The organism is Anaeromassilibacillus sp. An250, assembly GCF_002159845.1.
GTDB lineage: Bacteria > Bacillota > Clostridia > Oscillospirales > Acutalibacteraceae > Anaeromassilibacillus > Anaeromassilibacillus stercoravium.
Genome location: NZ_NFJK01000012.1, coordinates 32539 through 54858 on the forward strand (window position 1 = coordinate 32539; position 22320 = coordinate 54858).

Annotated in this window: 17 protein-coding genes and 1 riboswitch; of the genes, 1 reads left to right on the plus strand and 16 read right to left on the minus strand. The window is 55.2% G+C overall.

The features are described from left to right. Window positions 1-12 precede the first annotated feature (12 nt). Together epsC and B5F54_RS11320 are read right to left on the minus strand one after the other, a co-directional pair. Window positions 13-693 carry a serine O-acetyltransferase EpsC gene (gene epsC / locus B5F54_RS11315; protein ID WP_087234249.1) on the minus strand — a complete coding sequence of 227 codons (681 nt, stop codon included), beginning with the start codon at window positions 691-693 and terminating at the stop codon, window positions 13-15. Between the two features lie 475 nt (window positions 694-1168). Next, entirely contained in the window at window positions 1169-2254 is a 1086-nt protein-coding gene (locus tag B5F54_RS11320) for a TasA family protein (RefSeq protein ID WP_172749715.1), read from the minus strand. Window positions 2255-2454: 200 nt separating this feature from the next. On the opposite strand from B5F54_RS11320, the gene B5F54_RS11325 reads away from it, so the two are divergent. Continuing rightward, window positions 2455-2799, plus strand: a complete 345-nt coding sequence (locus B5F54_RS11325; protein ID WP_087234253.1) for a helix-turn-helix domain-containing protein — start codon at window positions 2455-2457, stop codon at window positions 2797-2799. A gap of 45 nt (window positions 2800-2844) precedes the next feature. On the opposite strand, the gene pgsA is transcribed toward B5F54_RS11325, so the two are convergent. From pgsA to B5F54_RS11395, 14 genes are all read right to left on the minus strand, one after another. Then, on the minus strand, window positions 2845-3444 hold the full coding sequence (gene pgsA, locus B5F54_RS11330) for a CDP-diacylglycerol--glycerol-3-phosphate 3-phosphatidyltransferase (RefSeq protein ID WP_087234255.1): 600 nt from the start codon (window positions 3442-3444) through the stop codon (window positions 2845-2847). Window positions 3445-3466: 22 nt separating this feature from the next. After that, window positions 3467-4789 carry a 30S ribosomal protein S12 methylthiotransferase RimO gene (rimO, locus tag B5F54_RS11335; RefSeq protein WP_087234257.1) on the minus strand — a complete coding sequence of 441 codons (1323 nt, stop codon included), beginning with the start codon at window positions 4787-4789 and terminating at the stop codon, window positions 3467-3469. Between the two features lie 3 nt (window positions 4790-4792). Continuing rightward, the gene (locus tag B5F54_RS11340; protein WP_087234259.1) at window positions 4793-5410 is read right to left on the minus strand and encodes a regulatory protein RecX; all 618 of its coding nucleotides are present in this window, start codon (window positions 5408-5410) and stop codon (window positions 4793-4795) included. Between the two features lie 28 nt (window positions 5411-5438). Next, window positions 5439-6602 carry a recombinase RecA gene (gene recA, locus B5F54_RS11345; RefSeq protein WP_087234261.1) on the minus strand — a complete coding sequence of 388 codons (1164 nt, stop codon included), beginning with the start codon at window positions 6600-6602 and terminating at the stop codon, window positions 5439-5441. A gap of 198 nt (window positions 6603-6800) precedes the next feature. Beyond that, window positions 6801-7274, minus strand: a complete 474-nt coding sequence (gene ribH, locus B5F54_RS11350) for a 6,7-dimethyl-8-ribityllumazine synthase (RefSeq protein ID WP_087234263.1) — start codon at window positions 7272-7274, stop codon at window positions 6801-6803. Continuing rightward, complete coding sequence (locus B5F54_RS11355) at window positions 7271-8506, minus strand: bifunctional 3,4-dihydroxy-2-butanone-4-phosphate synthase/GTP cyclohydrolase II (protein ID WP_087234265.1); 1236 nt, start codon at window positions 8504-8506, stop codon at window positions 7271-7273. Before B5F54_RS11355 ends, ribH begins: the two co-directional genes overlap by 4 nt. A 12-nt stretch (window positions 8507-8518) precedes the next feature. Beyond that, complete coding sequence (locus B5F54_RS11360) at window positions 8519-9166, minus strand: riboflavin synthase (protein WP_087234267.1); 648 nt, start codon at window positions 9164-9166, stop codon at window positions 8519-8521. Continuing rightward, window positions 9147-10253 carry a bifunctional diaminohydroxyphosphoribosylaminopyrimidine deaminase/5-amino-6-(5-phosphoribosylamino)uracil reductase RibD gene (gene ribD / locus B5F54_RS11365; RefSeq protein WP_087234269.1) on the minus strand — a complete coding sequence of 369 codons (1107 nt, stop codon included), beginning with the start codon at window positions 10251-10253 and terminating at the stop codon, window positions 9147-9149. The genes B5F54_RS11360 and ribD overlap by 20 nt, the downstream gene beginning before the upstream one ends. Window positions 10254-10406: 153 nt before the next feature. Continuing rightward, window positions 10407-10521: riboswitch (FMN riboswitch) on the minus strand. A gap of 92 nt (window positions 10522-10613) precedes the next feature. Further along, entirely contained in the window at window positions 10614-11483 is an 870-nt protein-coding gene (gene prmC / locus B5F54_RS11370; protein ID WP_087234271.1) for a peptide chain release factor N(5)-glutamine methyltransferase, read from the minus strand. Then, window positions 11480-12469, minus strand: coding sequence for a DUF1385 domain-containing protein (locus tag B5F54_RS11375; protein ID WP_087234273.1), 990 nt, complete (start codon window positions 12467-12469; stop codon window positions 11480-11482). Before B5F54_RS11375 ends, prmC begins: the two co-directional genes overlap by 4 nt. 1 nt (window position 12470) lies before the next feature. Beyond that, a complete protein-coding gene (locus B5F54_RS11380; RefSeq protein ID WP_087234275.1) occupies window positions 12471-13919 on the minus strand; it encodes a sensor histidine kinase in 1449 nt (482 codons plus the stop codon). A 38-nt stretch (window positions 13920-13957) separates the two neighbouring features. Further along, window positions 13958-14662 carry a response regulator transcription factor gene (locus B5F54_RS11385; RefSeq protein ID WP_087234277.1) on the minus strand — a complete coding sequence of 235 codons (705 nt, stop codon included), beginning with the start codon at window positions 14660-14662 and terminating at the stop codon, window positions 13958-13960. Window positions 14663-14764: 102 nt separating this feature from the next. After that, the gene (locus tag B5F54_RS11390; RefSeq protein WP_242969688.1) at window positions 14765-16135 is read right to left on the minus strand and encodes a VCBS repeat-containing protein; all 1371 of its coding nucleotides are present in this window, start codon (window positions 16133-16135) and stop codon (window positions 14765-14767) included. 718 nt (window positions 16136-16853) lie between these two features. Further along, window positions 16854-22160 carry a glycoside hydrolase family 97 catalytic domain-containing protein gene (locus B5F54_RS11395; protein ID WP_172749716.1) on the minus strand — a complete coding sequence of 1769 codons (5307 nt, stop codon included), beginning with the start codon at window positions 22158-22160 and terminating at the stop codon, window positions 16854-16856. Window positions 22161-22320: the final 160 nt, after the last annotated feature.

Consider the following 22320-nt stretch of genomic DNA (forward strand, 5'->3'; position numbering starts at 1 on the left):
TTTATCGAATGGCTATTGCGCACTCTTTTCGCGCTCCGGATGTTCCGAAGAACGGGCGCGCTCCTTTTCCAAAGCCTCCAAACGTGTCTGCAAATTCAGGCACTTGGCCTGCATCCGGCACAGCTCCTGCGAAACCGGGTCCGCCACATGCACCTGGTCGAGGCTGTTGGGCTTGACGCCGTTGATCCGCACCACGCGCGCGGGCACGCCGACCGCCGTGGCGTTGGCCGGGACCTCGTCCAGGACTACCGCGCCCGCGGCCACGCGGGCGTTGTCGCCCACTTTAAACGGCCCCAGCACCTTGGCGCCGGAGCCCACCATCACATTGTTGCCTAAGGTTGGGTGGCGTTTTCCTTGTTCCTTACCGGTGCCGCCCAGCGTAACGTTCTGATACAGGGTGCAGTTATCCCCGATCTCGGTTGTCTCGCCGATCACGACGCCCATCCCGTGGTCGATAAACAGGCCCTTGCCGATGGTTGCGCCGGGGTGAATTTCGATGCCCGTCTTATGCCGGGCACGCTGGCTGATCCAACGCGCGATAAATTTATGCCCATGCTGATAAAACCAGTGCGCTTTGCGGTAAGAACGCACCGCTTTGAAGCCCGAATAGAGGAAATAGACCTCCCACCGGCTTCGCGCGGCCGGGTCCCGCTCCATGATGGAATCCAACTCTGCTTTTAACTGGTCAAACATACTTCCCTTGTCACCTGCTTTCCAAAACAATAAAAAACCGCCCCCGTCCCCAAAGGGACGGAGGCGATTTTTAACCGCGGTTCCACTCCGTTTTCTATCTCGTTGCTGCCGGTAACGGCGGCTGCCGTGCGAGGATACTATCCTTTCCCCCCGCCTGCACTGCCGGTCTCTTTTCCGGCATCACGGACGCATTTCCCTCCGGCGCCCGCCAAAAGCGCTCTCAACCCATGGCGCTTTTTCTCTGTTGCAGGAAAATCCAAAGGTACTTCTTCCGCTCGCTGCATTTCAACCATACATATTCTGTACGTTTTATTATATGCCGCTGGGCGGAAAATGTAAAGAGAATGGGAAAGGAAACTTGAAAACGGTTTTCTTTGCAAAGAAAAGAGGTTTGAAACTTATAAGGTAACAGTTGACCCCACAATCCTAGGATTTACCTATTCATGCTACAGATTCAGAGAAATTTTGTTTCCCTTTATCCTCTGGGACTCACATCTATACGCAAACTCTTATAATCTGTTCCCTCAAAGCTAGCCGAATATGTGCCATCTCCATTATCGATAATCCCAAATGTCGGCGGTGCATAAGAACCAGCATACTTATATTTTACTCCATCATGGCTATAAGTTTCAAGGAATTGTTCAATCTGCTCCATAACCTCAGAACCGGTAGCCTGTGTTGTTCCTGCTGCAAAGGTCATCGGAATTGTCAAGCCGCTTTCCACGACTTCACCCGTTTCACCGATAGACACATTTACCAACGTCGCCGGTACATCCACGGTAATAAATTCCGGATCTACGCCGGTATCACCATGGTCGTACGGACCCTGATCCACCTGACGAGCCCAGACTTCCAGAGCGCCGTGATAATGCTGGCCCTGGTATTCGTTGCCCGCCGTAGACGGCAGGTATCCGCCGATGATGTATGTAACCTCTTCGCCGGCGCCGATGAAATCGGTGGGGTCATAGCAGATCTTCTCGTTAGAGGTGGCCGTTTCCTTGTTGAGGTTGATGTTCTCCAAACGCGTCCAAGTATCCCCATCCTTCTTATAGACAAAAATCTTGAGCGCGTCTTCGAGCGTATTTGCACATGGCTTATCCGGGTACTGATTCTGGTCGATCTCATACTTGTTGTCGCCATAGAGCACCGGCTCTGTGTCGTTGCCAGCCGTCGCATTCATGCCGAGATGAATATAGATCGGCAGGGTGCCCCGGTTCTCAATATGGACCGGGCGGAAATAGATCGGCAGATTATCCTCGGGATAATTTTCCGGGTCCTGGTTGTTGTTTTCCAGATTGTTGACGTCGCCGGACTCCACCAGTTCCTTATCAAAATTATCAAGGAGCATCGGGCGGAGATTCTTAAACTCCATCGGCTTCGTGGTCGTAAAGTTTCCGTTCTCCGGGTCTGGATTTACTTCAATATCCAGAATACCAGCGGAAAAATTACCAGCCACTTTTTCCGTGTCAGTAAACCAGGCCATGGTTCCGCCTGCCAGCAGGCAGAAGACCAAAACCAAGGAGAGCGCCGACAGGACGATCCTCTTTTTATTGGCTTTCATGTTTTTTCCTCCTTTTTCTCGGATTATGGGGGCGCGGTAACCCATAAGTTTCTTCCGGATTATTTAAATGATACCGCAGGATTTTATGAGTGTCAAGAAAAATTCATAAGATTTCTTTCATTTAATTGTATAAAACCATAAAAAATTTATAATATTTATAAGCATGAACAAACAAAATTGCATATACAAAGGGGGAAACCATGTTAGGAGAAAGGCTCCAGGAACTTCGCAAGGATCACGGCCTTTCCCAGCAGGATTTAGCGGATAAACTCAACGTATCCATCCATACAATTTCTTCATACGAGCGAAACCGCAGCGTTCCGGATGACACAATGAAAATGGAAATCGCAAAACTATTCGATATATCGCTTGACTACCTGCTTGGTTTGGTGGATGAACCTTATTCGTTCCATAGGGCAGAAAACTGTATGCTTCTGCCCGCCGAATTTGAGGATGCAGAGAAAAAAGAGCTCCGCGAATACATCGCTTTCCTGCGATTTAAGCGTGCGCGAAAGAAGCAGAAAAAGCAATCCCGAAAAACGTAAAAGGCCACGGAATGCAACAAGTGCGTCCGCGGCCTTTTGTTTTCCTTATTTCGAATTGCCGATTACCTTCCAATTCTGTTTTAAATAGATTCCTCCGGAGAGTACCGTAAAAAACACGGTAACCGCCATGAGCGCTTCCCCGATCCACAGGAAAACCATCCCGCCCGGTACGCCTCCCACCGAGAAAGCGGAAAGGGTTCCCGCAGCGATCAGCTCCTGTGCATACTGCATCGCCAAGATCAATGCGATGGCAATGATCTGGCTGACCGTCTTGACCTTTCCCCATTTGTTCGCCGCGATCACCACACCCTCGTCCGCGGCAACCAGCCGCAGGGAAGTCACCAGGAATTCACGCGCAATGATAATCAGCACCCACCAGGGGTTGATCAGCCCCAAGCTCACAAAACAAACCAGGGCGGAAATCACCAAGATCTTATCCGCCAACGGGTCCATGAATTTCCCGAAGTTGGTAATCAGGTTCCGGCTTCTGGCGATCTTTCCATCTAAGTGATCCGTATAGGACGCTGCAAGAAATAGGAGCAATGCGATCAAGCAGTTGTGCGGCAGCTCCTGCCACAGCAGGGCTCCAACGAAAAACGGCACCATCGCCATGCGCAATACCGTCAGTTTATTGGGCAAGTTCATATCGATACCTCCACGGGGCGCGCTATTCCGCTTCGCCCATCAGGTCGCAGTCCATACATGCGGTGATACGCACCCGCACAAACTGTCCCGGGGCAGGCACATCTGCGGCCGTGAAATAGACCCTGCCGTCAATCTCCGGTGCATCCGCATAGCTGCGGCCAAACCAGCACTGCGTCTCCTCATCGAAGCCTTCGGTGAGCACGTCAAACACCCTGCCAACCTGTGCCTCGCCCCAATCCTGCATAATCCCCATCTGGGTCTCCATCACACGGCCGGCGCGGCGGCGCTTCTCGTCCTCTTCGATCTGGTTCTCCATCTCGGCGGCGGGGGTATCCTCCTCCTGCGAATAGGCAAAGCAGCCCAGCCGCTCAAAGCGGATTTCTTTGATAAAATCACACAATTCCGCGAAGTCCTCCTCCGTCTCGCCGGGGAAGCCTGCAATCACGGTGGTGCGCAGGACCAGGCCGGGGATTCGCTCGCGCATCTTCCCGATCAGCGCCGTGAGTGTTTCGCGGTCCCCAAAGCGGCGCATGGCCCGGAGCACCGGCCCGCTGCAATGCTGAAGCGGGAGGTCGACGTATTTGACAATTTTTGGCTCCTGCGCAATCGTATCCATCAGTTCTTCCGTCATGAAGTCCGGATAGCAATACAGCAGCCGGATCCACTCCACGCCGTCCACGGTGCCCAACTTATGTAACAGCTCCGGCAGCATCCATTTCTTGTATAGGTCGCGCCCGTAGCGGGTGGTATCCTGCGCGATGACGATCAGTTCCTTTGTCCCGCTTTCCGCCAATGCCTTCGCTTCCTCCAGAATGCTCTCCATCGGGCGGGAGCGGTACGGCCCGCGGATCAATGGGATCGCACAATAGGAACAGCGGTTGTCGCAGCCCTCCGCGATCTTGATATAGGATGAGTAGAGCGGCGTCGAATGGACGCGCTCCCCGCACAGGGGCAGGAGCGTCTTTTCGGGGAACAGCTCCGGATGCTCGCCACGCAGGGTGCGGTCCACCACTTCCACAATGTCGGCGTCCGCTCCAATCCCACAGACCGCATCGGCCTCGGGCAGCTCCTTGCGGATCTCCTGCTGATAGCGCTCCGCCATGCAGCCGGTGACCACGATCGCTTTGATTTGCCCGGCCGCCTTCTGCTTGCCGAGCTCTAAAATCTCCCCGATGGACTCCTTCTTGGCCGCCTCGATAAAGCCGCAGGTGTTCACAATCGCCACATCCGCACAGGAGGCGTCGTCCACCAATTCATATCCTGCCTTTTGCAGACGCGCCATCATCATCTCCGCGTCCACCCGGTTCTTTTCACAGCCGAGGCTGATCATTCCAACAGATGCCATTCTTCAATCCTCATTTTCGTAGTCGATATAGTCCCGCAGCGCTGTGCGGATGTCCTCGCCGCTGTAACCAAGCCGCTGCAGCGCAGCAAACACGCGGCGGCGCCCTTTTTCATCGGAAAGGGACCTCTGATACTTCCGTTCCAGCAGGAACCGGAGCGATTCCTCCGGCTCTGGGGCGAGCTCTTCCACAATTTCCTGGGCGAGCGCGCGGTCGATCCCCTTTTGCAAGAGCTCATATTCCGCACGGCGCGCCGCAAACCGCTTGCGCTGCAGCAGCTCTTCCGCCAAATTGCGCGCATATTGCGCGTCGTTGACCAGGCCGAGCTCTTCCATGCGCTCCGCAGCGCGTTCCGCTGCCTCGCGCCCCGCCGTCCGGGAAATCTTATCCGCCAGTTCCTTTTTGGAGTGGCTGCGGTGCTCCAACAGGTAGAGCGCCTTCTCCTGCGCGCGGTGTGCGTCGCTCCGCTGGATTAGCCGGTACAGCTCTTCGTCGTCGAGCTCCATCCCAATCCGCAGGCCGGATTGCAACAGGGTCTCCGAGTCTAACTTTGCGGCGAGCTCCCCATCCAGGAACAGGGCCGTCAGGCGTTTCCGCCGCGGCTCCAATGCGGTAACTAACAAAGCATTCCCATCCTTTTATGATTCATGTCTATTCGACGTCGTCGGCCTCTATGTCGATTTTCGCAGCCGCTGCGCGGGAGGCCGGTTTTGCCTCCTCCGCCGCAGGCGCGGGGATCTCCAGCGGTTTCGCTGGGGAAGCGTTCGGCATGGGTACCGCCGACTTGGCATAGAGTTTCCCGACATTTGCGCGGACCTGCTGTTCGATTTCGTCCGCCAGTTCCTTATTGGTGGCGAACAGGTTTTTGACATTGTCGCGGCCTTGTCCAAGGCGCTCCTGCTTGTAGGAGAACCAGGCGCCGCTCTTCTGCACAATGTCGAGCTTGACCGCAAGGTCGAGCAGCTCGCCTTCGCGTGAAATGCCGCGGCCGTACATCACGTCGAACTCCGCCTCGCGGAACGGCGGCGCAATCTTATTTTTCACCACGCGCGCACGGGTGCGGGAGCCGACCTGTTCCGTGCCGTTTTTGAGCGTCTCGATGCGGCGGATATCGATGCGCACCGAGGAATAGAACTTCAATGCGCGGCCGCCGGGGGTGACCTCCGGGTTGCCGTACATCACGCCCACCTTTTCGCGGAGCTGGTTGATGAAGATCGCCACGCAGTTGGATTTGGAAATCGCACCCGCCAGCTTGCGCAGCGCCTGGCTCATCAGGCGCGCCTGCAGGCCGACGTGGGAATCGCCCATCTCGCCCTCGATCTCCGCGCGCGGCACCAGGGCCGCCACCGAGTCGACAACAATCACGTCGATGGCGCCCGAACGCACCAGCGCCTCCGTGATCTCCAACGCCTGTTCACCGGTATCCGGCTGGGAAACGAGCAAGCCGTCCACATCCACGCCCAGCGCGCGGGCGTACACCGGGTCGAGGGCGTGCTCTACATCGATGAACGCCGCGTTGCCGCCGTTCTTCTGCCCCTCTGCGATGCAATGCAGGGCCAGCGTGGTTTTGCCGGAACTCTCCGGGCCGTAGATCTCGACGATACGGCCGCGCGGCAGCCCGCCGATCCCGAGCGCCAGATCCAGGGAAAGCGAACCGGTGGGGATCGCCTCCACATGCATGGCCTCGTTCTGGCCCAGACGCATCACCGCGCCCTTGCCAAACTGCTTTTCGATCTGCGCCAGCGCTGTCTCCAGCGCCGCCTTTTTATCCATCGTTTTTCCCGCAGCCGCGCCGCGGCTTTTGTCCATGGCCATTTGATTCCCTCCGGTCTTTTGATTGGAAAAACGCCGGAAGAAGTTCCGGCGTCTCGAAGTGACAAGTCATAAAATAACTTGCATTATTATATCGTATTTTTGAAAGAAAAGCAATGGATGGGGACAAATTTCGAACAAAGTTTCTTGCAAACCTTCTATCTTTTGGCAGGGGGCGCCTTTCAAGCAAAACGCCGGGGATCAGTCTGCACGTTTTAAGGTGCGCAGTAGGTTTACCATTTCAATGGCCCCTTGCGCACATTCCGCTCCCTTATTGCCCGCTTTCGTCCCTGCACGCTCGATCGCCTGCTCGATGGTATCCGTCGTCAAAACGCCGAACATAACCGGGACGCCGCTCTCCAGCGACACATGCGCAATCCCCTTGGAGACCTCGTTACAAACATAGTCGTAGTGGCTGGTGGCGCCCCGGATCACAGCGCCCAGCGCAATTACCGCATCGTACTGCCCGCTCTTTGCCATTTGGCTGGCAACCACAGGGATTTCAAACGCACCCGGCACCCATGCGACAGAAATCGCATCGCCCAGCACGCCGTGGCGCAGCAGGGCGTCTTCACAGCCGCTGAGCAGCTTAGAAACGATAAACTCATTGAAACGGGAAGCTACAATTCCCACACGCATCCCTTGCGCAACCAGTTTTCCTTCGTAAATCTTCATAAGGTTGTTCCTCCTTCACTGGATACATCGGTTTCATAATGTAAAATGTGGCCCATGCGGTGCTGCTTTGTCTGCAAATAGAACAGGTCCTCCGGATTTGCCTCCATCTGGATGGGGATTCGCTCTACAATCTCCATCCCAAAGTCCCACAATTGGTAGATCTTATCCGGGTTGTTTGTCAGGAGCCGTAAGGTCTTTGCCCCCAAGTCCCGCAGAATCTGCGCACCGATAAAATACTCCCGCAGATCTCCAGGAAAACCCAGGGCGAGGTTTGCCTCCAGGGTATCCATGCCTTGGTCTTGAAGCGTATAGGCCTTCAGTTTGTTGAGCAAACCGATTCCACGGCCTTCCTGCCGCATATACAGCAGAATCCCCCGTCCCTCTTTCTCAATCTGCCGCATCGCCGACGCCAATTGCTGGCCACAGTCGCACCGGAGTGAGCCGAAGCAATCCCCCGTCAAGCATTCGGAGTGAACGCGGCACAGCAGCCTCTGTCCATCCCCTATGTCCCCCTTGACCAAAGCAACATGGTGTTCCCCATTCAGCTTGTTGCGGTAGCCATAGGCGGTGAATTCCCCATATTTGGTTGGCAAGCGTGCCACAGCCACCTGTTCTACCAGCTTTTCATGACGTTTGCGGTAATTTTGCAGATCTCGGATGGTGATGAACTTCAAGCCCCATTCCTGCGCCTTCTGCTGGAGTTCCGTGGCGCGCATCATGGTGCCGTCTTCCCGCATGATCTCGCAGCACAGGCCGCATTCCTTCAAACCGGCCAGCCGCAGCAAATCGACCGTCGCTTCTGTGTGGCCGTTGCGTTCCAAAACGCCGTTCGGCTTTGCCAGAAGGGGAAACATATGGCCGGGGCGCCGGAAATCCTCCGGACGTGCCCCTTCTTCAACGCATTTCATCGCGGTGATGGAGCGCTCTGCAGCGGAGATACCGGTGGTTGTGGATACATGGTCGATGGAGACGGTAAACGCCGTCTCATGGTTATCCGTATTGTCGGCCACCATCTGCGGGAGCCGGAGCTTTTGGACATATGCGGCCGACATGGGCATACAGATCAGCCCCTTGGCATGGGTGGCCATAAAATTGATGTTCCCAGTGGTTGCAAACTGGGCTGCACAGATGAGATCGCCTTCGTTCTCCCGGTCGGGGTCGTCGGTACACAAGATCAAGTGTCCCTGCCGCAGCGCCTCCAATGCGTCTTCAATCGAATCATATTGAAACATGGAAATTCCTCCTTAAAATCCGTTTTGCGCCAGAAATTCCAAGGTGACGCCCCTGGATGTAGGCGCCTCCTTCGATGCGCACAAAAACTTCTCCACATATTTTCCAATTACATCCGTCTCCAGGTTGACCGGATCGCCCGGCCGTTTCTCTCCCAATATGGTGGCGCTGGCCGTATGTGGAATAACAGAGACCGAAAAATCCGTCTCTGAAACAGAAGCGACCGTTAGGCTGATCCCGTCCATAGCGATCGATCCCTTCTCAACGATATACCGTAGAACCTGCGGGGCTGCCTCCACCGTATACCAAAGGGCGTTGTCATCCCTCTGGAGGGCTCGGATACAGCCTACCCCGTCGATATGTCCCGATACAATGTGACCGCCGAACCGCCCGTCCGCCGCCATTGCACGCTCGAGGTTTACGCGGCTGCCCACGGAGAGGCATCCCAGGGAAGAGCGGTTGAGCGTCTCGTGCATCACATCCGCTGTAAACCCTCCGGAGTCCTTTGAACAGACCGTCAGGCATACGCCGTTTACCGCAACACTGTCGCCAATTTTTAGACCGTTCTGGATTCGGACAGCCCCAATCGATAATACAGAGGAATGCGCGCCGCGCCGGACCGCGCGGACCGTCCCAATTTCTTCAACAATCCCCGTAAACATTGCCGTCCACCTCGCTTTCCAGCAAAAAGTCCTTTCCAAGTTGGACAACCACCGTATTTTTCAGCCGGACCGCCTGGGAGGGCAGTTCAACCCCTATGCCCGCCACCGGTGTCTTGGCGGCCGCACCGCCGAAGATCTTCGGGGCGATATAAGCTTGAATCTTTTGGACAATCCCCTGCTCCAGCGCCGCCCAATTCAGCGCGCCGCCCCCTTCCAGCAGAAGGCTATCGATGTTTTCCTCTCCAAGCCTCTCCATCAATGCACGCAGATCCACCCGGCCCTCCCGCTCCGGAAGGGTCCAAACCCGGCAGCCAGCGTCCTCCAGCGCTGCCTTCCTCCCCGGCTCCGGGGAGACTGCGGCCAAAATGGTGGGGACTTCCCTGGCGGTGCGTACAATTTGGCTGTGCAGCGGTATCCGTAAATGGGTATCACAGAGAACCCGGATGGGGTTCTTTCCTCCCTCCAGCCGGCAGGTCAGCAAAGGGTCATCCGCGAGGACAGTGCCGATTCCTGCCAGAACTGCCGCATACCGGTGCCTATCCTGATGGACACGCCGCCTGGCCGCTTCGCCGGTGATCCATTGGGAAGCGCCGGTCCGTGTGGCGATCTTTCCGTCCATCGTCATCGCGTATTTCATCACCACATAAGGGCGCCGGGTCTGGATAAAGTGGAAAAACACTTGGTTGAGCGCGTCACAAGCATCCCGCAGGACGCCGGTGGCCACCTCCACCCCTTGGACACGCAACCGCTCCAGGCCTTTCCCCGCTACCAACGGATTGGGGTCTTCCGAACCGACCACCACGCGGGCAATCCCGGCCTCCAGGATTGCATCGGTACAGGGAGGCTGCTTCCCATGATGGCAGCAGGGTTCCAACGTAACATACATGGTTGCGCCCTCCGGCGATTCCGTGCAGGCCTTCAAAGCCTCCCTCTCCGCATGGAGCTCTCCATAGCGCGTATGGTATCCCTGTCCAATGATACGGCCATGCTTTACAAGGACTGCCCCTACCATGGGGTTGGGGTTCGTCCAGCCGCATCCCCGCTTCGCCAGTTCCAGGGCCAAGCGCATATAATCTTGATCTTCCATCTTTCACCTCCGAAAAAAAGAAAAATACCTTGAACGGTCGTTCAAGGCATCCTGAAATGGCAGGGGGCTTCTGGCCACAGAACATAAAAAAGCTCTGGAATCCAACATTCCAGAGCAAATCCATGCGTGCAGAGACGTTTTTATTCTGCCATACACGATCTTCTTTCATCCAGACTATACGGTCGGCTTCGGAGTTTCACCGAATCATGCCATGCGGCTCGTGGGCTATACCACCGGTGGGGAATTGCACCCCGCCCTGAAGATCCTATTCAATTGAATTGAGTATACTCCTCCTATTGGAAAAAGTCAATCCCTGGGACCCTTTTCGTTTGGCATTTCATCTGCCAGGGCCTTCCCCTCTCATGGCCCCGGATAAAAACATCCTACGACCACGCGGTCCAACCCGTTAAAATCCTTGCGCACTTCGATTTCCCGCACACCCGCCTCTTGGAACAATTCCGTCACGGCCTGCGCCTGTTCTTCCCCGATCTCCACAGCGGCAACGCCGCCGGGCTTCAAACGCGGGACCCATAGCTGCGCAATCGCCCGGTAGAACACCAGCCCATCTTCCCCGCCGTCCAGGGCTGTGCGCGGTTCCTGCTGCACCTCTTTTTGTAGTCCCGCAATCACCCCCGCCTCCACGTAAGGGGGGTTTGACACCACGAGATCTAGCCCGGAAAACGGTGCGGCCGATTCCGGCGACAAGACATCTAACCGGGCCGGATGGACGGCCTTGCTTGCCAGCCGGCGGACATTGGCCTCCAAAAACCGGAAAGCATCCGCATAGAGCTCTGCGCAGGATATCTCTAACCCTGGGAGCAGGGATGCAAGCCCGATCGCCACTGCGCCGCTTCCGCCGCAGAGGTCAACCCCTTTCCAAGGCCCTTTCGCGCCGCTGCCCACACGGAGCCGTTCCGCCGCTGTATACACCAGCAACTCCGTCTCCTCGCGCGGCACCAGAACGCCTTCTCCCACGCAAAGCGTAAAATCCATGAACGGCCACTCGCCAAGGATGTACTGCAACGGCCGCCCCTGCGCCCGCATTTCACAAAGCTCCCAATATGCGGCCGCGTGCGCTTCTTCCGCCGGTTCCATCCCATGGATCATCAGCTTTTGGCGATCCATACCAAAGACCTTTTCAAACAGGCAGACAGCATCAAAGGCAGGGGTTTCAATCCCTGCCTTTTCTAAAAGCATCTTTCCCTTTTGATACGTTTGCCGCAGCGTCATGCCGTTTTCTCCTTTGGCTGCTTGGCCTGTAACGGGCATTGCAGATCCGTCCCGTCCTCCGGGATGACCGCCTTCATCGCCTCAATCGCCACTTCGATCATGCTGTCGTCCGGTTCCTTGACTGTCAGCCGTTGCATCCAGAGGCCGGGGGCCGAAATGATGCGCGTGGCAAGGTTGTCATAACGCCCACAGATACGGATGAGCTCATAGCCGATGCCCACCACCACCGGAATACAAAGCAATTTGACCAATGTGCGCAGGATGGGGTTTGTGAACGGGATGAAGAACCCGATGATGACCCCCAGCAGCAGCATGATAATCATAAAGCTCGTGCCGCAGCGCGGATGGAAGCGGCTGTGATGCCGCACGTTTTCAACGGTCAGCTCTTCTTCATTTTCATAGCAGAAAATGGTCTTATGTTCCGCGCCGTGATACTCAAACACGCGCTTAATCTCCGACATATGCGCTACAATGGCGATATACGCCACAAAAATACCGATGCGCATCGCGCCCTCAATGATGGAGCGCCATGCTTCAATCCCCGTTCCAAAGAGGTATTGCTCGCACACATTAAACAGCCAGGTCGGCAAAAAGAAAAACAGCACAATGGCCAAGAGCAGGCCCAGGACCGTGCCCACCGCCATAATGGCGTTCATCAGCTTATCGCCAAACACCCGCTCCATCCACTGGTCAAACTTGGAGGGTTCCCCCTCTTCCTCAGCCATCCCAGACTTCTCTGCGGAGATATTCAGCGCCTTAAAGCCTGTGGAAAGGGAATCGATAAAAGCCGCTATCCCGCGGAAAATCGGGAGCCGGAAAATTTTGTACTTCTTCCCCAGGCCGTCCGTCTCCAGGGTTTCAGAAGAAATGGTGCCATCCGGCATGCGCACAGAAATTTCGGTGCGCTTCGGCCCGCGCATCATGATGCCCTCGATCAGTGCCTGGCCGCCGATGGAAGTAATACGTTTTGTCTTTTCTCTAGCCATTCTATTCGGATATCCTTTCTGTGTCCTGCGCGGCGTCCGGCGCCTTTTCGAGGAATGCAGGGATCCGGATGGTCACCACAGTCCCCACATTCTCGTGGCTTTCAATTTCCAGGCTGCCGGAATGCAGCCGCATGATCTCGTCGGCGAGTGCCAGCCCAATCCCGGAACCCCGGACGGTCTGGTTCGCCTTATAAAACTTCTTTTTCACGTTGGGCAGGTGCTCCGGCGGGATACCGCAGCCGTTGTCGCTGATGGCGACCCGGATGTAGCCGTTCTCCTCGGAGGCAACCACGCTGATGGTCCCGCCCTCGCCTGTATATTTTAACGCATTGTCCAGGATATTGACAAATACCTGCCGCAAACGGTTGATGTCCCCCAAGACCGGGGAAAGCATCCGCGGCTCTTCATATAGCAGATACTTGTGTTCGGATTTTGCGCGCTCGCTGAACATATAGACCGCTTCGCCCAACTCGGCAAGAATGTCGATTTTGTCCATTGTCAGGGTCATGCGGCCGCTCTGCATACGCGAAAAGTCGAGCAGCTCCTCCACAATGCCGGACAGCCGTTCGGATTCCCGGATGATGACGCTCATGCCCTTGTCGAAGGTTTCGTCGTCCATACCGCCGCCCTGCATCGTCTCTGCCCAGCCCTTGATGGCAGTCAACGGCGTGCGCAGCTCGTGGGAGACGGAGGAGATGAAATCATTTTTCATCTTTTCCGCCGCGCCCAGCTCCACCGCCATGTCGTTGATGGTGTCGCACAGCTGGCCGATCTCATCGTCGTTGGATTTTTCAATGCGCGCTTTGAAATCGCCCTGTGCAATCCGCCGCGCGGTCGCGCCAATCTCCTTGATCGGCGTGAGGATGGACTTCATAAAATAGTAACTCGAAGTGGAAATAAAAAGCAGGATCACGACGCCCGCCAGGATCAGAATCCCTACCACCATACCGATCTGCTTATCCGCTTCCTCCAGCGAAACAACGTACCGGACGCCGCCCACCACGCTGCCGGCGTCGTTTTGGATCACCCGCGTGACAGCCATCACCTTTTCCCCGCTGGTCAAGCGCCCGGTCCATGTGCCATACCCATTCGCATCGGCCAATGCCTGCTGGTAATCCGGCATGGGCTGGCTTTGATCCGGCGCAAACCCAATGGACGTTGTGATGATATGCCCCTCGGAATTGAACACCATCAACTCCATGCTTTCCTTGTTGGGGAAATTCTCCACATAATTTCGCGCGGCCGTGAGGAAGTCCTGCGAAGAACGTTTCCCGTAATCGGAGAAAACATTGGTCAATTCCCCTGCGCGGCCGTTGATCGCCTGTTGAATCCCATAATAAATATAATTTTGTATGGCATACGAAAGGCTGAAAACCAGCGCGACGATCAAGATCAGTATAACACCAAGGCTGTTCAAAAGCCAGCGTTTTGTAATTCCCTTTACCACCATGCGGGTTTTCCTCCTTTCCTATGGATTCCTCTCTAAATTTATGCCTCCCATTTATAGCCGAGTCCCCAGACCGTCACGATATGTTTTGGGTTACTGGGTTCGTCCTCCACCTTCATGCGCAGGCGGCGTATATTGACGTCCACAATCTTCTCTTCTCCATAGTAGGCTTCCCCCCACACATGCTTCAAAATCGCGGAACGGTCCAGAGCGGTCCCCGGATTGGAGAAAAAGTATTCCATGATCTGAAACTCCACCTGCGTCAGCTCAATGGGCGCGCCGCGCTTCATCAAGGTGCGGTTGCGCAGGTTGAGCGCAAAATCCCCGGACCGGATCTCCTCTTTAAAATTGTTTTCATCGCGCATCTGCGCCAAAGCAACCCGGCGGTAGACCGCATCCACACGCGCCACCAATTCCGACGGGCTGAACGGCTTCGTCACATAGTCGTCCGCGCCCATCATCAGGCCGCTGACTTTGTCCATCTCCTGTGTCCGCGCGGTAAGCATGATAATCCCGATCGAGCCGCTCTGCTTGCGCAGCTCTTTGCAGACGGCCAGGCCGTCGTACTTTCCGGGCATCATGATGTCCAGGATGGCAACGTCAAAATCCTTGCCCTCCCGTTCATAGATTTCCAGCGCTTCCTCCCCATTGGAAGCCTCATATGGCTCGTATCCGGCACGTTTCAGATTAATCACAACAAATTCGCGGATGGCCTGTTCATCCTCTGCAACCAATACTTTTTTCACGGCAGTACACCCTTTCCTACTGAACTTTTAAACGTCCGTCCCACGCCCATTCCCCATGTGAACCTTGCTGGGACCTCTCTCAACAACTCCCATATTTTTATCTTATTCCTGACGGATCAGCTCAAATCCATTTTTGATATCATTGATTGTGAGGGACAGCGCATTATCCGGCGTGGGGATTGCTGCGGCAAACACCAAATTGTTGTTGTCCACAAGCTGGTAATACCCATCTGTCCCCTCCTGGCGTTCCCAACTGTCCTTTGTAAAGACATGTAGGCGCAGCAATGCCGCCCCCATCGCGCCGGAACCGGTGGTTTCATCCGCAACCACCCACTCATAGAAAGTCAGTGTCCGCGTGGAAGGGTCCATCTGTGTGCTGACTTTCCCCCGCCACATGTCCGGCACTAGGAAGGAATACCCATCGGTGTAATCCATTACCATAGAAGCGCTTCGGACCAAGGTCCCTTCGCGCTCATCAAAGCGATGCCAATTCGTTAAATAATTTGTTTCATCCGGAGCGTTATCCGTCGTATAACCAGGCATCGGCGTCACAATGGGGATTTCAATAATCTTGCTATCCCCAATCGTCTGCGACACCGCATGTGTCCTACGCTGGGTATAGTTTGACGTCTGCGCATTGCTGTCATAGAAGGGGGATTGCAAGGTAGAAGCCTCCTTGTCCCAATACAGCATCTCGGTTACCAAGGTATCGGCGCTCTTTCGGCCATCCAATACAACGCCTTTCAAGTTCCCGGATTCACTGATGATTCCTGCCGTAGTGGAGGCATAGCTGGTTACGGTCGTATCCAGATTGGCGGAACCGATGATCTCCAACTGGTCGTCCCGGACCCGCAACAACCGGGCAATCGCAGGTTGGTCGCCGACCGTTACGCTCGCGGTAAATATTTCATCGCTGTGGTCATCGTCAAAATCCATAACCACCATTTCTGTGTACGACTGCTCCAGTTTGAGCTCGCACATTTTTCCGTTTTCATAATAGTACACGCAAATGGTCGTCGAGTTATTGAGGTTACTTCCCCAACCGATCACCGCCTCGTCGTGCCCATCGCCGTTTATATCGCCAAAACAGACTTTATCCACTGTAGTGGCCGGGTTATTAAAATCCCCAACCGCCTTCCAGCCATCTTCTGTTTTATGGATAAACATGACATTGATTCCAGCACTGTCGCCTTTTTTCTGATAGAATGCAATGGCATCTTCCTGCCCTGCGCTAACAAGGCTATGCATAATAATTGCAGAGCGGTATTCCCCCCTGCTGGGGTATTTTAAAGTAGGGTTTGCGCCCGCCGATTTTTCCAGTTCGTCGTGGATTTGTGCGCGCTCCCCCGTAGGACGCGGAGGGCGCATCAGCGACTGGGCGTCCAGAGCTGAAAGAGAACAGCCTGAAAAAAGCAGCGAAATGGCCAGTGCCACGGCGACCGCTGCGCACCATATGCGCAATTTATGAGACAACTCACCGCCCCCTTTTTCGATTAAACGCGAACCTTTCTATCGATCTTGCTTGGGAACGAATCCCTTGCCCACCCACGAATATATGGATGTTTATCACTAAATTTTGAAGGGTTTGTTAAAAATAGTTCTAAATTGTCCGTCTATATCTTTGTTATTATAGCATCTTCTACGCAAATTGAACAGTATCAAATCTGTAATTGAATGAGTCAAATGAAATACCGTCTTATTTTCCAGGAACCATTGTGCCAATTGCGTACACAAAAACACCCCTGGCCCTTTTTGAAAAGCGGAAAGCATCTTACAAATACAGCCTTTCCAAACCTTCCTCACACCGCTCTTATTCCGGCCATAGGCAGAAAGGCCCCGCCCTAGGATATCCCAAGACAGGGGCCTCTTTGTTCATAAGGAAAAAACTTTCCTTTTATTTTAGATTAGCCAATCGGACGCACAGCGTCATCCGCGCCTACGGCGGGCGCACAGTGCCTCTCGCGCCTACGGCGTTCCCTACGGAAGCAAACTGTGAGGAGTTTGTTTTCCGCTCCACAGGGAAAGCCCTACAGAGGCAGTCGAAAAATTGTTTCATAAAGGCAAAACACACAGCTCCGCAGCACCACATGTGAGAAATAGAAGCATCAAATACAGAAGGACCCAATCCCGGGAGCTTCCAGGATTGGGTCCTTACTGTTTATTAGGGAAAAGCCTTCCCTTTTATTTTCGATTAGCCAATCGTTACCGTGCAATGCTTGACGGCGTTCTGGCCCGGCAGGGTGGTATAAACGCCCGTGCTCTGGCCCGGCGTGCCGATCGCATAGACTCTGTAATAGTAGTCGTTGCCGATCTTCGCCACGAACTGCGTCTTCAGCACATCGCCGTTGCCGACCGTGAAGCTCGGCGTCATAGCGTTGCCGTTGACAACCGTCATCTTGAAGCAATACGCCTGGCCATGCTTCAGCGTGAAGTTGACCGTCGTGTCGCTGCGGACATATGCGCTCACAGCCGATACATTCTGGCCTGCTGCCACAACACCGGAAGCGCCATATGCATTGCCAACGTTTGCGGACGTGCTGCCATTGCTGGAGCTGCCGGAGTTCGAACCACCGTTGCTCACTTCAACCAGGTTGGCCTTTGCCGCGCGCGCCTGTGCGACCGCGTTGTCCACAACCGCCTGGCCCTCTTCTGCGTCGAGAGTCTCGTCCGCCAGCAGGGTCTTCAGGTTTGCAATGGAAGCTGCAACCGCTGCATAGCTCGTCGCTGTGTAATCGGAAGCGTCCAGTGCTTCGAGCTCATTCAGGATTGCTTCCAGCTCGCTCTTATCTGCCTTCTTGCGGAGCGCCGCCATGGCCTCGGTCAGCGTCTGTGCCGCTTCGTTGATCGTCGCCTGTGCGTCGTCCTTCGTCAGCGCCTTTGCTGCATCCAATGCCGCCTGGAAAGCTTCCTGGCCGTCCGGCAGGTACTTGCCCTCTGCGATCTCCGCCGCAACTTCTTCCGCCTTCTCGATCAAGTCGTTCAGGCTGCTCAGGTCGGATGCACGCACCAAGCCCTCCGCTGCGTTCAGCAGGTCTTCATAGGCCTTCGTGACGTCCGCTTCCAGCGGCTCGCCGTCTGCAATAACTTCCGCTGCCTGCGTCATTGCTTCTTCAAATGCCGCCCAGCTGTCGCTCGTGAAGTCGTCTTCCACCAGGCCGCTCAAAATGTTATACAGCTCTTCCAGCGCGCTTGCGTCGCCCGCCTGGAAGTCCAGATAGTGGATGACGTTCAGCAGGTCATTCCAAGCCGCATCAATCTGCGCCTGGGTCGCCGTGTCGTCGTCCAATACCGCTGCCGCTGCCTCATAAGCCTCCATGAAGGCTTCCTTCGCTGCGGTGACCAGCGAATCGACGGTGCCGTCGTCCACATAGGTCTTCGCGTAGTTGTAAGTCTCTTCGAGGATGCGCTTATCGGTCACTTCGAATACGAAGTCCAGAACAACGCCGTCGCCTTCCATCGGAACCGTGTAAGTGTAGGAATCGCCGCTGATGAGCTCCGGCTCTGCGCCGTCGATGCTCACGGAGCGGAAGTTCTTGCCTTCCACGCGCGGTGCAAAGGTCAGTTCGACATTCGAACCGGTCGCAACATCCTTCATCTCGAGTTTGCCGAGCAGGTCTGCGATCTTCTGCGGTTCGCCGTCCACTGACAGGGTGACGTCCTTGTTGTTATAGGTTGCCGTGATCGTGTTGTCCTCTACCGGCGCCTCTACTACCGTGACGGTTGCCGTTGCCTTCAGATCCATCACATTCAATGCACCGTTCTCCAAAGTAATGGTGCCTTCCAGCGTGTAGGTATCCAGCGTATCGCCGTCGTAGTCGCCTGCTGCCCATGTGACAGGCAGCTCTGCCTCGGTGCCATCGAGCAAGGTCACCTTAACGGTGCTCGGCAGCTGCAGGTCTTCAAATGCAGTGCCCGCATAGACTTCGCCCAGCGCTACAGGCTCTACGTCTGTAATTGTGGTCTCGGTGCTCACAGCGAACGGGATCAGCTCGTCGTTATAGGTGAAGTCTTCGATTGTGATTTTGATGCTGTTGTTGTTACCAGCGCCGTTGCCGGTGTATACACCAAGCATGACGTTGTCCTGGCTCAGGAGCTGCGTGCAATCCTGCTCTGCAATCTGCACCCACTCTTGGCCGTCATAGCTATAATAGCCCTTGAAGATGTTGCCGTTTCTTTCCAGCTTCAAGTATGCATCTTCAGACGGATTGGTGTCCGCCACATAGGGCTCGCTATAGCCGTTCTGATAGCGCATAAACTCAAAGACGTTGCCGCCAAAGTGGCTGTGGTATCTTCTCATGACAGAAGCAGCATTGTTGCTATCTGCAAATGCTGTCAATGCTACCGTCTGGAAAGCGGTATCCAAGCCGCCGCTCACCTTCACAGTGGCCGTGAAGTTTTCATCCTTCATCGGGAAGAGCACCATGTTCTGCGGCCATCTGCTGGAATCCGTATTTCCGTCGACATCGCCGGACAGCGAATTCTGGATCATGGACGTTTCGCTCGGGAAGGAGATGTTCTCGCTGCTCTCGCGCTCGATGGTCCAGGTGTTGCGGTCCAGGGTATATTTCTCCATCTCAACCGTCACGGTGCAGGAATCCGATACGGAATCGTCCACCGGGGAGGTAGCTGTGATGACTGCCGTGCCGGGACGCAGAGCGGTGATATTGCCGCTACCGTCCACCGTCGCAACCGACGGGTCGCTGGATTCCCAAACCAGGCTGGGGATCAGCGGCTCTTCCGGCGTAATGGTCACATCCAACGTGGTGCTGGTATTGCGCTCCAGAGTCAATTCATGCTCTGCAAATTCGATGGTTTCTGCCGCGGAGGGCTTTTCTTTTGTGAAGATGACTGCGCAGCCGCCGCCGTCCTTCATCGGAACGGTGAGGGTGTCGTCCTTCGTGACCTTCTCGATCTCGAGCTTCAGGCCACGGTTGCTCGTGCCGTCATCTGCATAGATCATTGCATAATATTCACCGTCGTCCAGGAAATCGAGCTTGAATTCTGCGTCGCGCGCTTCGTCAGTAATCGCGCAGGCATACCACTTGTCGCCGCTGCGGCGTGCCAATTCGGTAAACTCGCCCGGATAGCCGTCGATGAAATGCGTGTCGTCCCAAACAGACGGGAAGTCCTTATAGAAGGAGAGTGCCGGGCTGCTCTGATAATCTTCCACGCTGCTGGCCAAGCAGTGCATGCCGCTCGTAATCAGGACGGACAAAGCTACCTGGAAACCAGAAGTGGTGGAGTTGCCTCTCGGATAAACCGTCTCCGTTACGTCGGCCGGGCCAACTGCATTACGGGTAAACGGCAAAATCGTATACTGCTCTGCGGTCAGGTCGCCCATTTCCTGTCCATAGATGCCCTCACGGGTCAGGATGCCCGGGTGGGTGCGGACTTCGCCGGTCGGCTTGTTCGCGCCGTGGACGTTCGCAACCAGGTGCAATCTCTCGCAGTCTGCATAGACGTCTTCCATCAGCTGGACACGTTCGTCGGTCTCGCGGTCAAAGAAGTCAACCTTGATGCCCTTGATGCCGAGCCCTGCCCAACGGTCCAAACGCTGTGCGCGTTTTTCCGCTGTATTCAAGTCGTCGACGTGTACCCATGCGATCAGGCCGACGCCCTTTTCGTTTGCATATTTAATGACATCTTCAATCCAACCGTACTCACCAAAGTAACGGGTACCGTCGCCCTGGTTCGAACGCGGCTGCCAGCCTTCGTCCATGATGAAGTACTTCCAGCCCATCTCGGATGCAAAGTCGATATATTTCTTGATCTGATCCGGATCGGACTGCATGCTTGCGCCGCCAACCAGCCAAGTCCAGGAGCAAACGCCCGGCTCTGCCCAGCTGTAATCGCCCTCTGCCGGATCGGGGCTGAGGTTTTCGGTCATGGTGTTCTCGTTGATGTCGCCCAAGGTGCCAACAACGGTAAAGCGCCACGGGAATGCAAACGTTCCCTCTACGGTCGGGTCCGTGCTCTGCAACGGCGTTGCGGAAACTTTCAGTTGCCCATCCTGCGCCACAACCATGGAACCCATGTATCCCGTCAGCAAAGCTTCCGAAATCATGCCGAACGTGCCGTCCGGGGTTTCATACAGCATCGGGATCGTCTGGTTGCCGCTGACCGACTCTGCCGTATATTTATAGAAATGCGACTCATAGGAATAAGCGCCGCTGCCATAGGCCATCGACCATACATTGCTGCCCGCGGGAAGCTTAAACGTTGTCGCTTCATCCTCGACCGCATAGGACTCGCCCTCCGGCCCATGGATGACATAGCGGAACGCCAAGCCATCGTCATATGCGCGAACTACAACGTCAAATTGCACGCCGTCCTTCATAAAGGTAATCGTGCGCTCTGTATAGTGGTTGCGGTACTCGGCCTTCTTATGGGAAGTGACCGAATAGGTCTCGTCCACGGTCGTCGCATCGGAAACCGATACAAATTCCAAGCCCTCGGAGAAGTCGCCAATCTCGGTCTTCATGCCCATTGCGCCGAAATCCAGGACGGACTTTTCATCGCGCTGGACGGTATAAGAGAGATTTCCTTCACTGCCCAACATAAAGATGCCGCCGACATTACCCTCCGGGGAAGTAACCGACCAAACTTTGCCTTCCACCTCATCGCCCACAATCAGGTCGATGGAAGCGCTCTTGGTGATGCCGTCCAATGTAACATCGCAGGTGATCGTTGCCAAGCCGTTGGCTACCGCCGTAATTGCGCCGCTGCCGTCGACCGTTGCAACTTCGTTATCGCTGCTGGTGTAAGAAATCTCTGCATTGGAGAGATCAGCAACGCTATCGTCGACCAACGTGCCGGACAAGCTGATATTCACCGTCTCGCCGGCATCCAAAATGGTCTTGTCCGTAGAAGCGGTCACCTTATAAAGATTCTGCTGTACAGTGGCGTCCAGAATCAATTTTGCATCCGCCCACACGCTGTGGTCGGAATCGTTGGAATCGCCGCCCGTCGTCGTAATCAGAATCAGCTGTTTTGCATCCGCCGGGATCTCTACATCCACATATTGCTGCGGATCGGATTCTGCGATGCGATCTACCGTAAACAGCACCTCGTCGTCCGCCTTAACGGTAAAGCCGCAGGTGCCGCGGGACTTCGAATAGTTAACGCCTATGTAGGACTGGAAGCGCTGCACACCGCGGCCTTCGATGTCGTAAACCAATTCCGAAGCTGCGTGTGCGCAGATACCCTTCTCATAGACCTTGGTGCCGCCGTCTTCCGTGCGCAGCTTCAAGGGCAAGTTTTCAAGGCCCTCATCAAGCATCAAACTGCCCCAGCCGACGGTCGCCTTCGCAGGCTGCATATCGCTGAGGTAACGAGTGATTGTCTCCTCTTCCCCGTCGTTTACCACGGAAACAGAGGCCTGGCTGCTGGGATTCAAAGCAACCATATTGGTCTGCGCCATTGCGGTTACGCCACTTGCCACCGCCATCTGAACGGCGAGTACCAGCGCAACAGCAGAGCGCCATGTTTTTCTTTTCAACTTAAGTCTCCTCCTTTTAATCAAAATAACTTCCCAAATGATTATGGTCTTCTTTATGAGGCATCCGCTCGACTGACGGATCCTTATTATGATCCTCCTTTCTTTTCCTTCACTAGAAATCATGTTGAAACCTAAAGTATTATAGCACTATGTTATGACT

Excerpts from the sequence above, each read along its gene's own strand:
- epsC (WP_087234249.1), bottom strand. The coding sequence starts at position 693 with ATGTTTGACCAGTTAAAAGCAGAGTTGGATTCCATCATGGAGCGGGAC.
- B5F54_RS11320 (WP_172749715.1), bottom strand. The coding sequence starts at position 2,254 with ATGAAAGCCAATAAAAAGAGGATCGTCCTGTCGGCGCTCTCCTTGGTT.
- B5F54_RS11325 (WP_087234253.1), top strand. The coding sequence starts at position 2,455 with ATGTTAGGAGAAAGGCTCCAGGAACTTCGCAAGGATCACGGCCTTTCC.
- pgsA (WP_087234255.1), bottom strand. The coding sequence starts at position 3,444 with ATGAACTTGCCCAATAAACTGACGGTATTGCGCATGGCGATGGTGCCG.
- rimO (WP_087234257.1), bottom strand. The coding sequence starts at position 4,789 with ATGGCATCTGTTGGAATGATCAGCCTCGGCTGTGAAAAGAACCGGGTG.
- recA (WP_087234261.1), bottom strand. The coding sequence starts at position 6,602 with ATGGCCATGGACAAAAGCCGCGGCGCGGCTGCGGGAAAAACGATGGAT.
- ribH (WP_087234263.1), bottom strand. The coding sequence starts at position 7,274 with ATGAAGATTTACGAAGGAAAACTGGTTGCGCAAGGGATGCGTGTGGGA.
- B5F54_RS11355 (WP_087234265.1), bottom strand. The coding sequence starts at position 8,506 with ATGTTTCAATATGATTCGATTGAAGACGCATTGGAGGCGCTGCGGCAG.
- B5F54_RS11360 (WP_087234267.1), bottom strand. The coding sequence starts at position 9,166 with ATGTTTACGGGGATTGTTGAAGAAATTGGGACGGTCCGCGCGGTCCGG.
- ribD (WP_087234269.1), bottom strand. The coding sequence starts at position 10,253 with ATGGAAGATCAAGATTATATGCGCTTGGCCCTGGAACTGGCGAAGCGG.
- prmC (WP_087234271.1), bottom strand. The coding sequence starts at position 11,483 with ATGACGCTGCGGCAAACGTATCAAAAGGGAAAGATGCTTTTAGAAAAG.
- B5F54_RS11375 (WP_087234273.1), bottom strand. The coding sequence starts at position 12,469 with ATGGCTAGAGAAAAGACAAAACGTATTACTTCCATCGGCGGCCAGGCA.
- B5F54_RS11380 (WP_087234275.1), bottom strand. The coding sequence starts at position 13,919 with ATGGTGGTAAAGGGAATTACAAAACGCTGGCTTTTGAACAGCCTTGGT.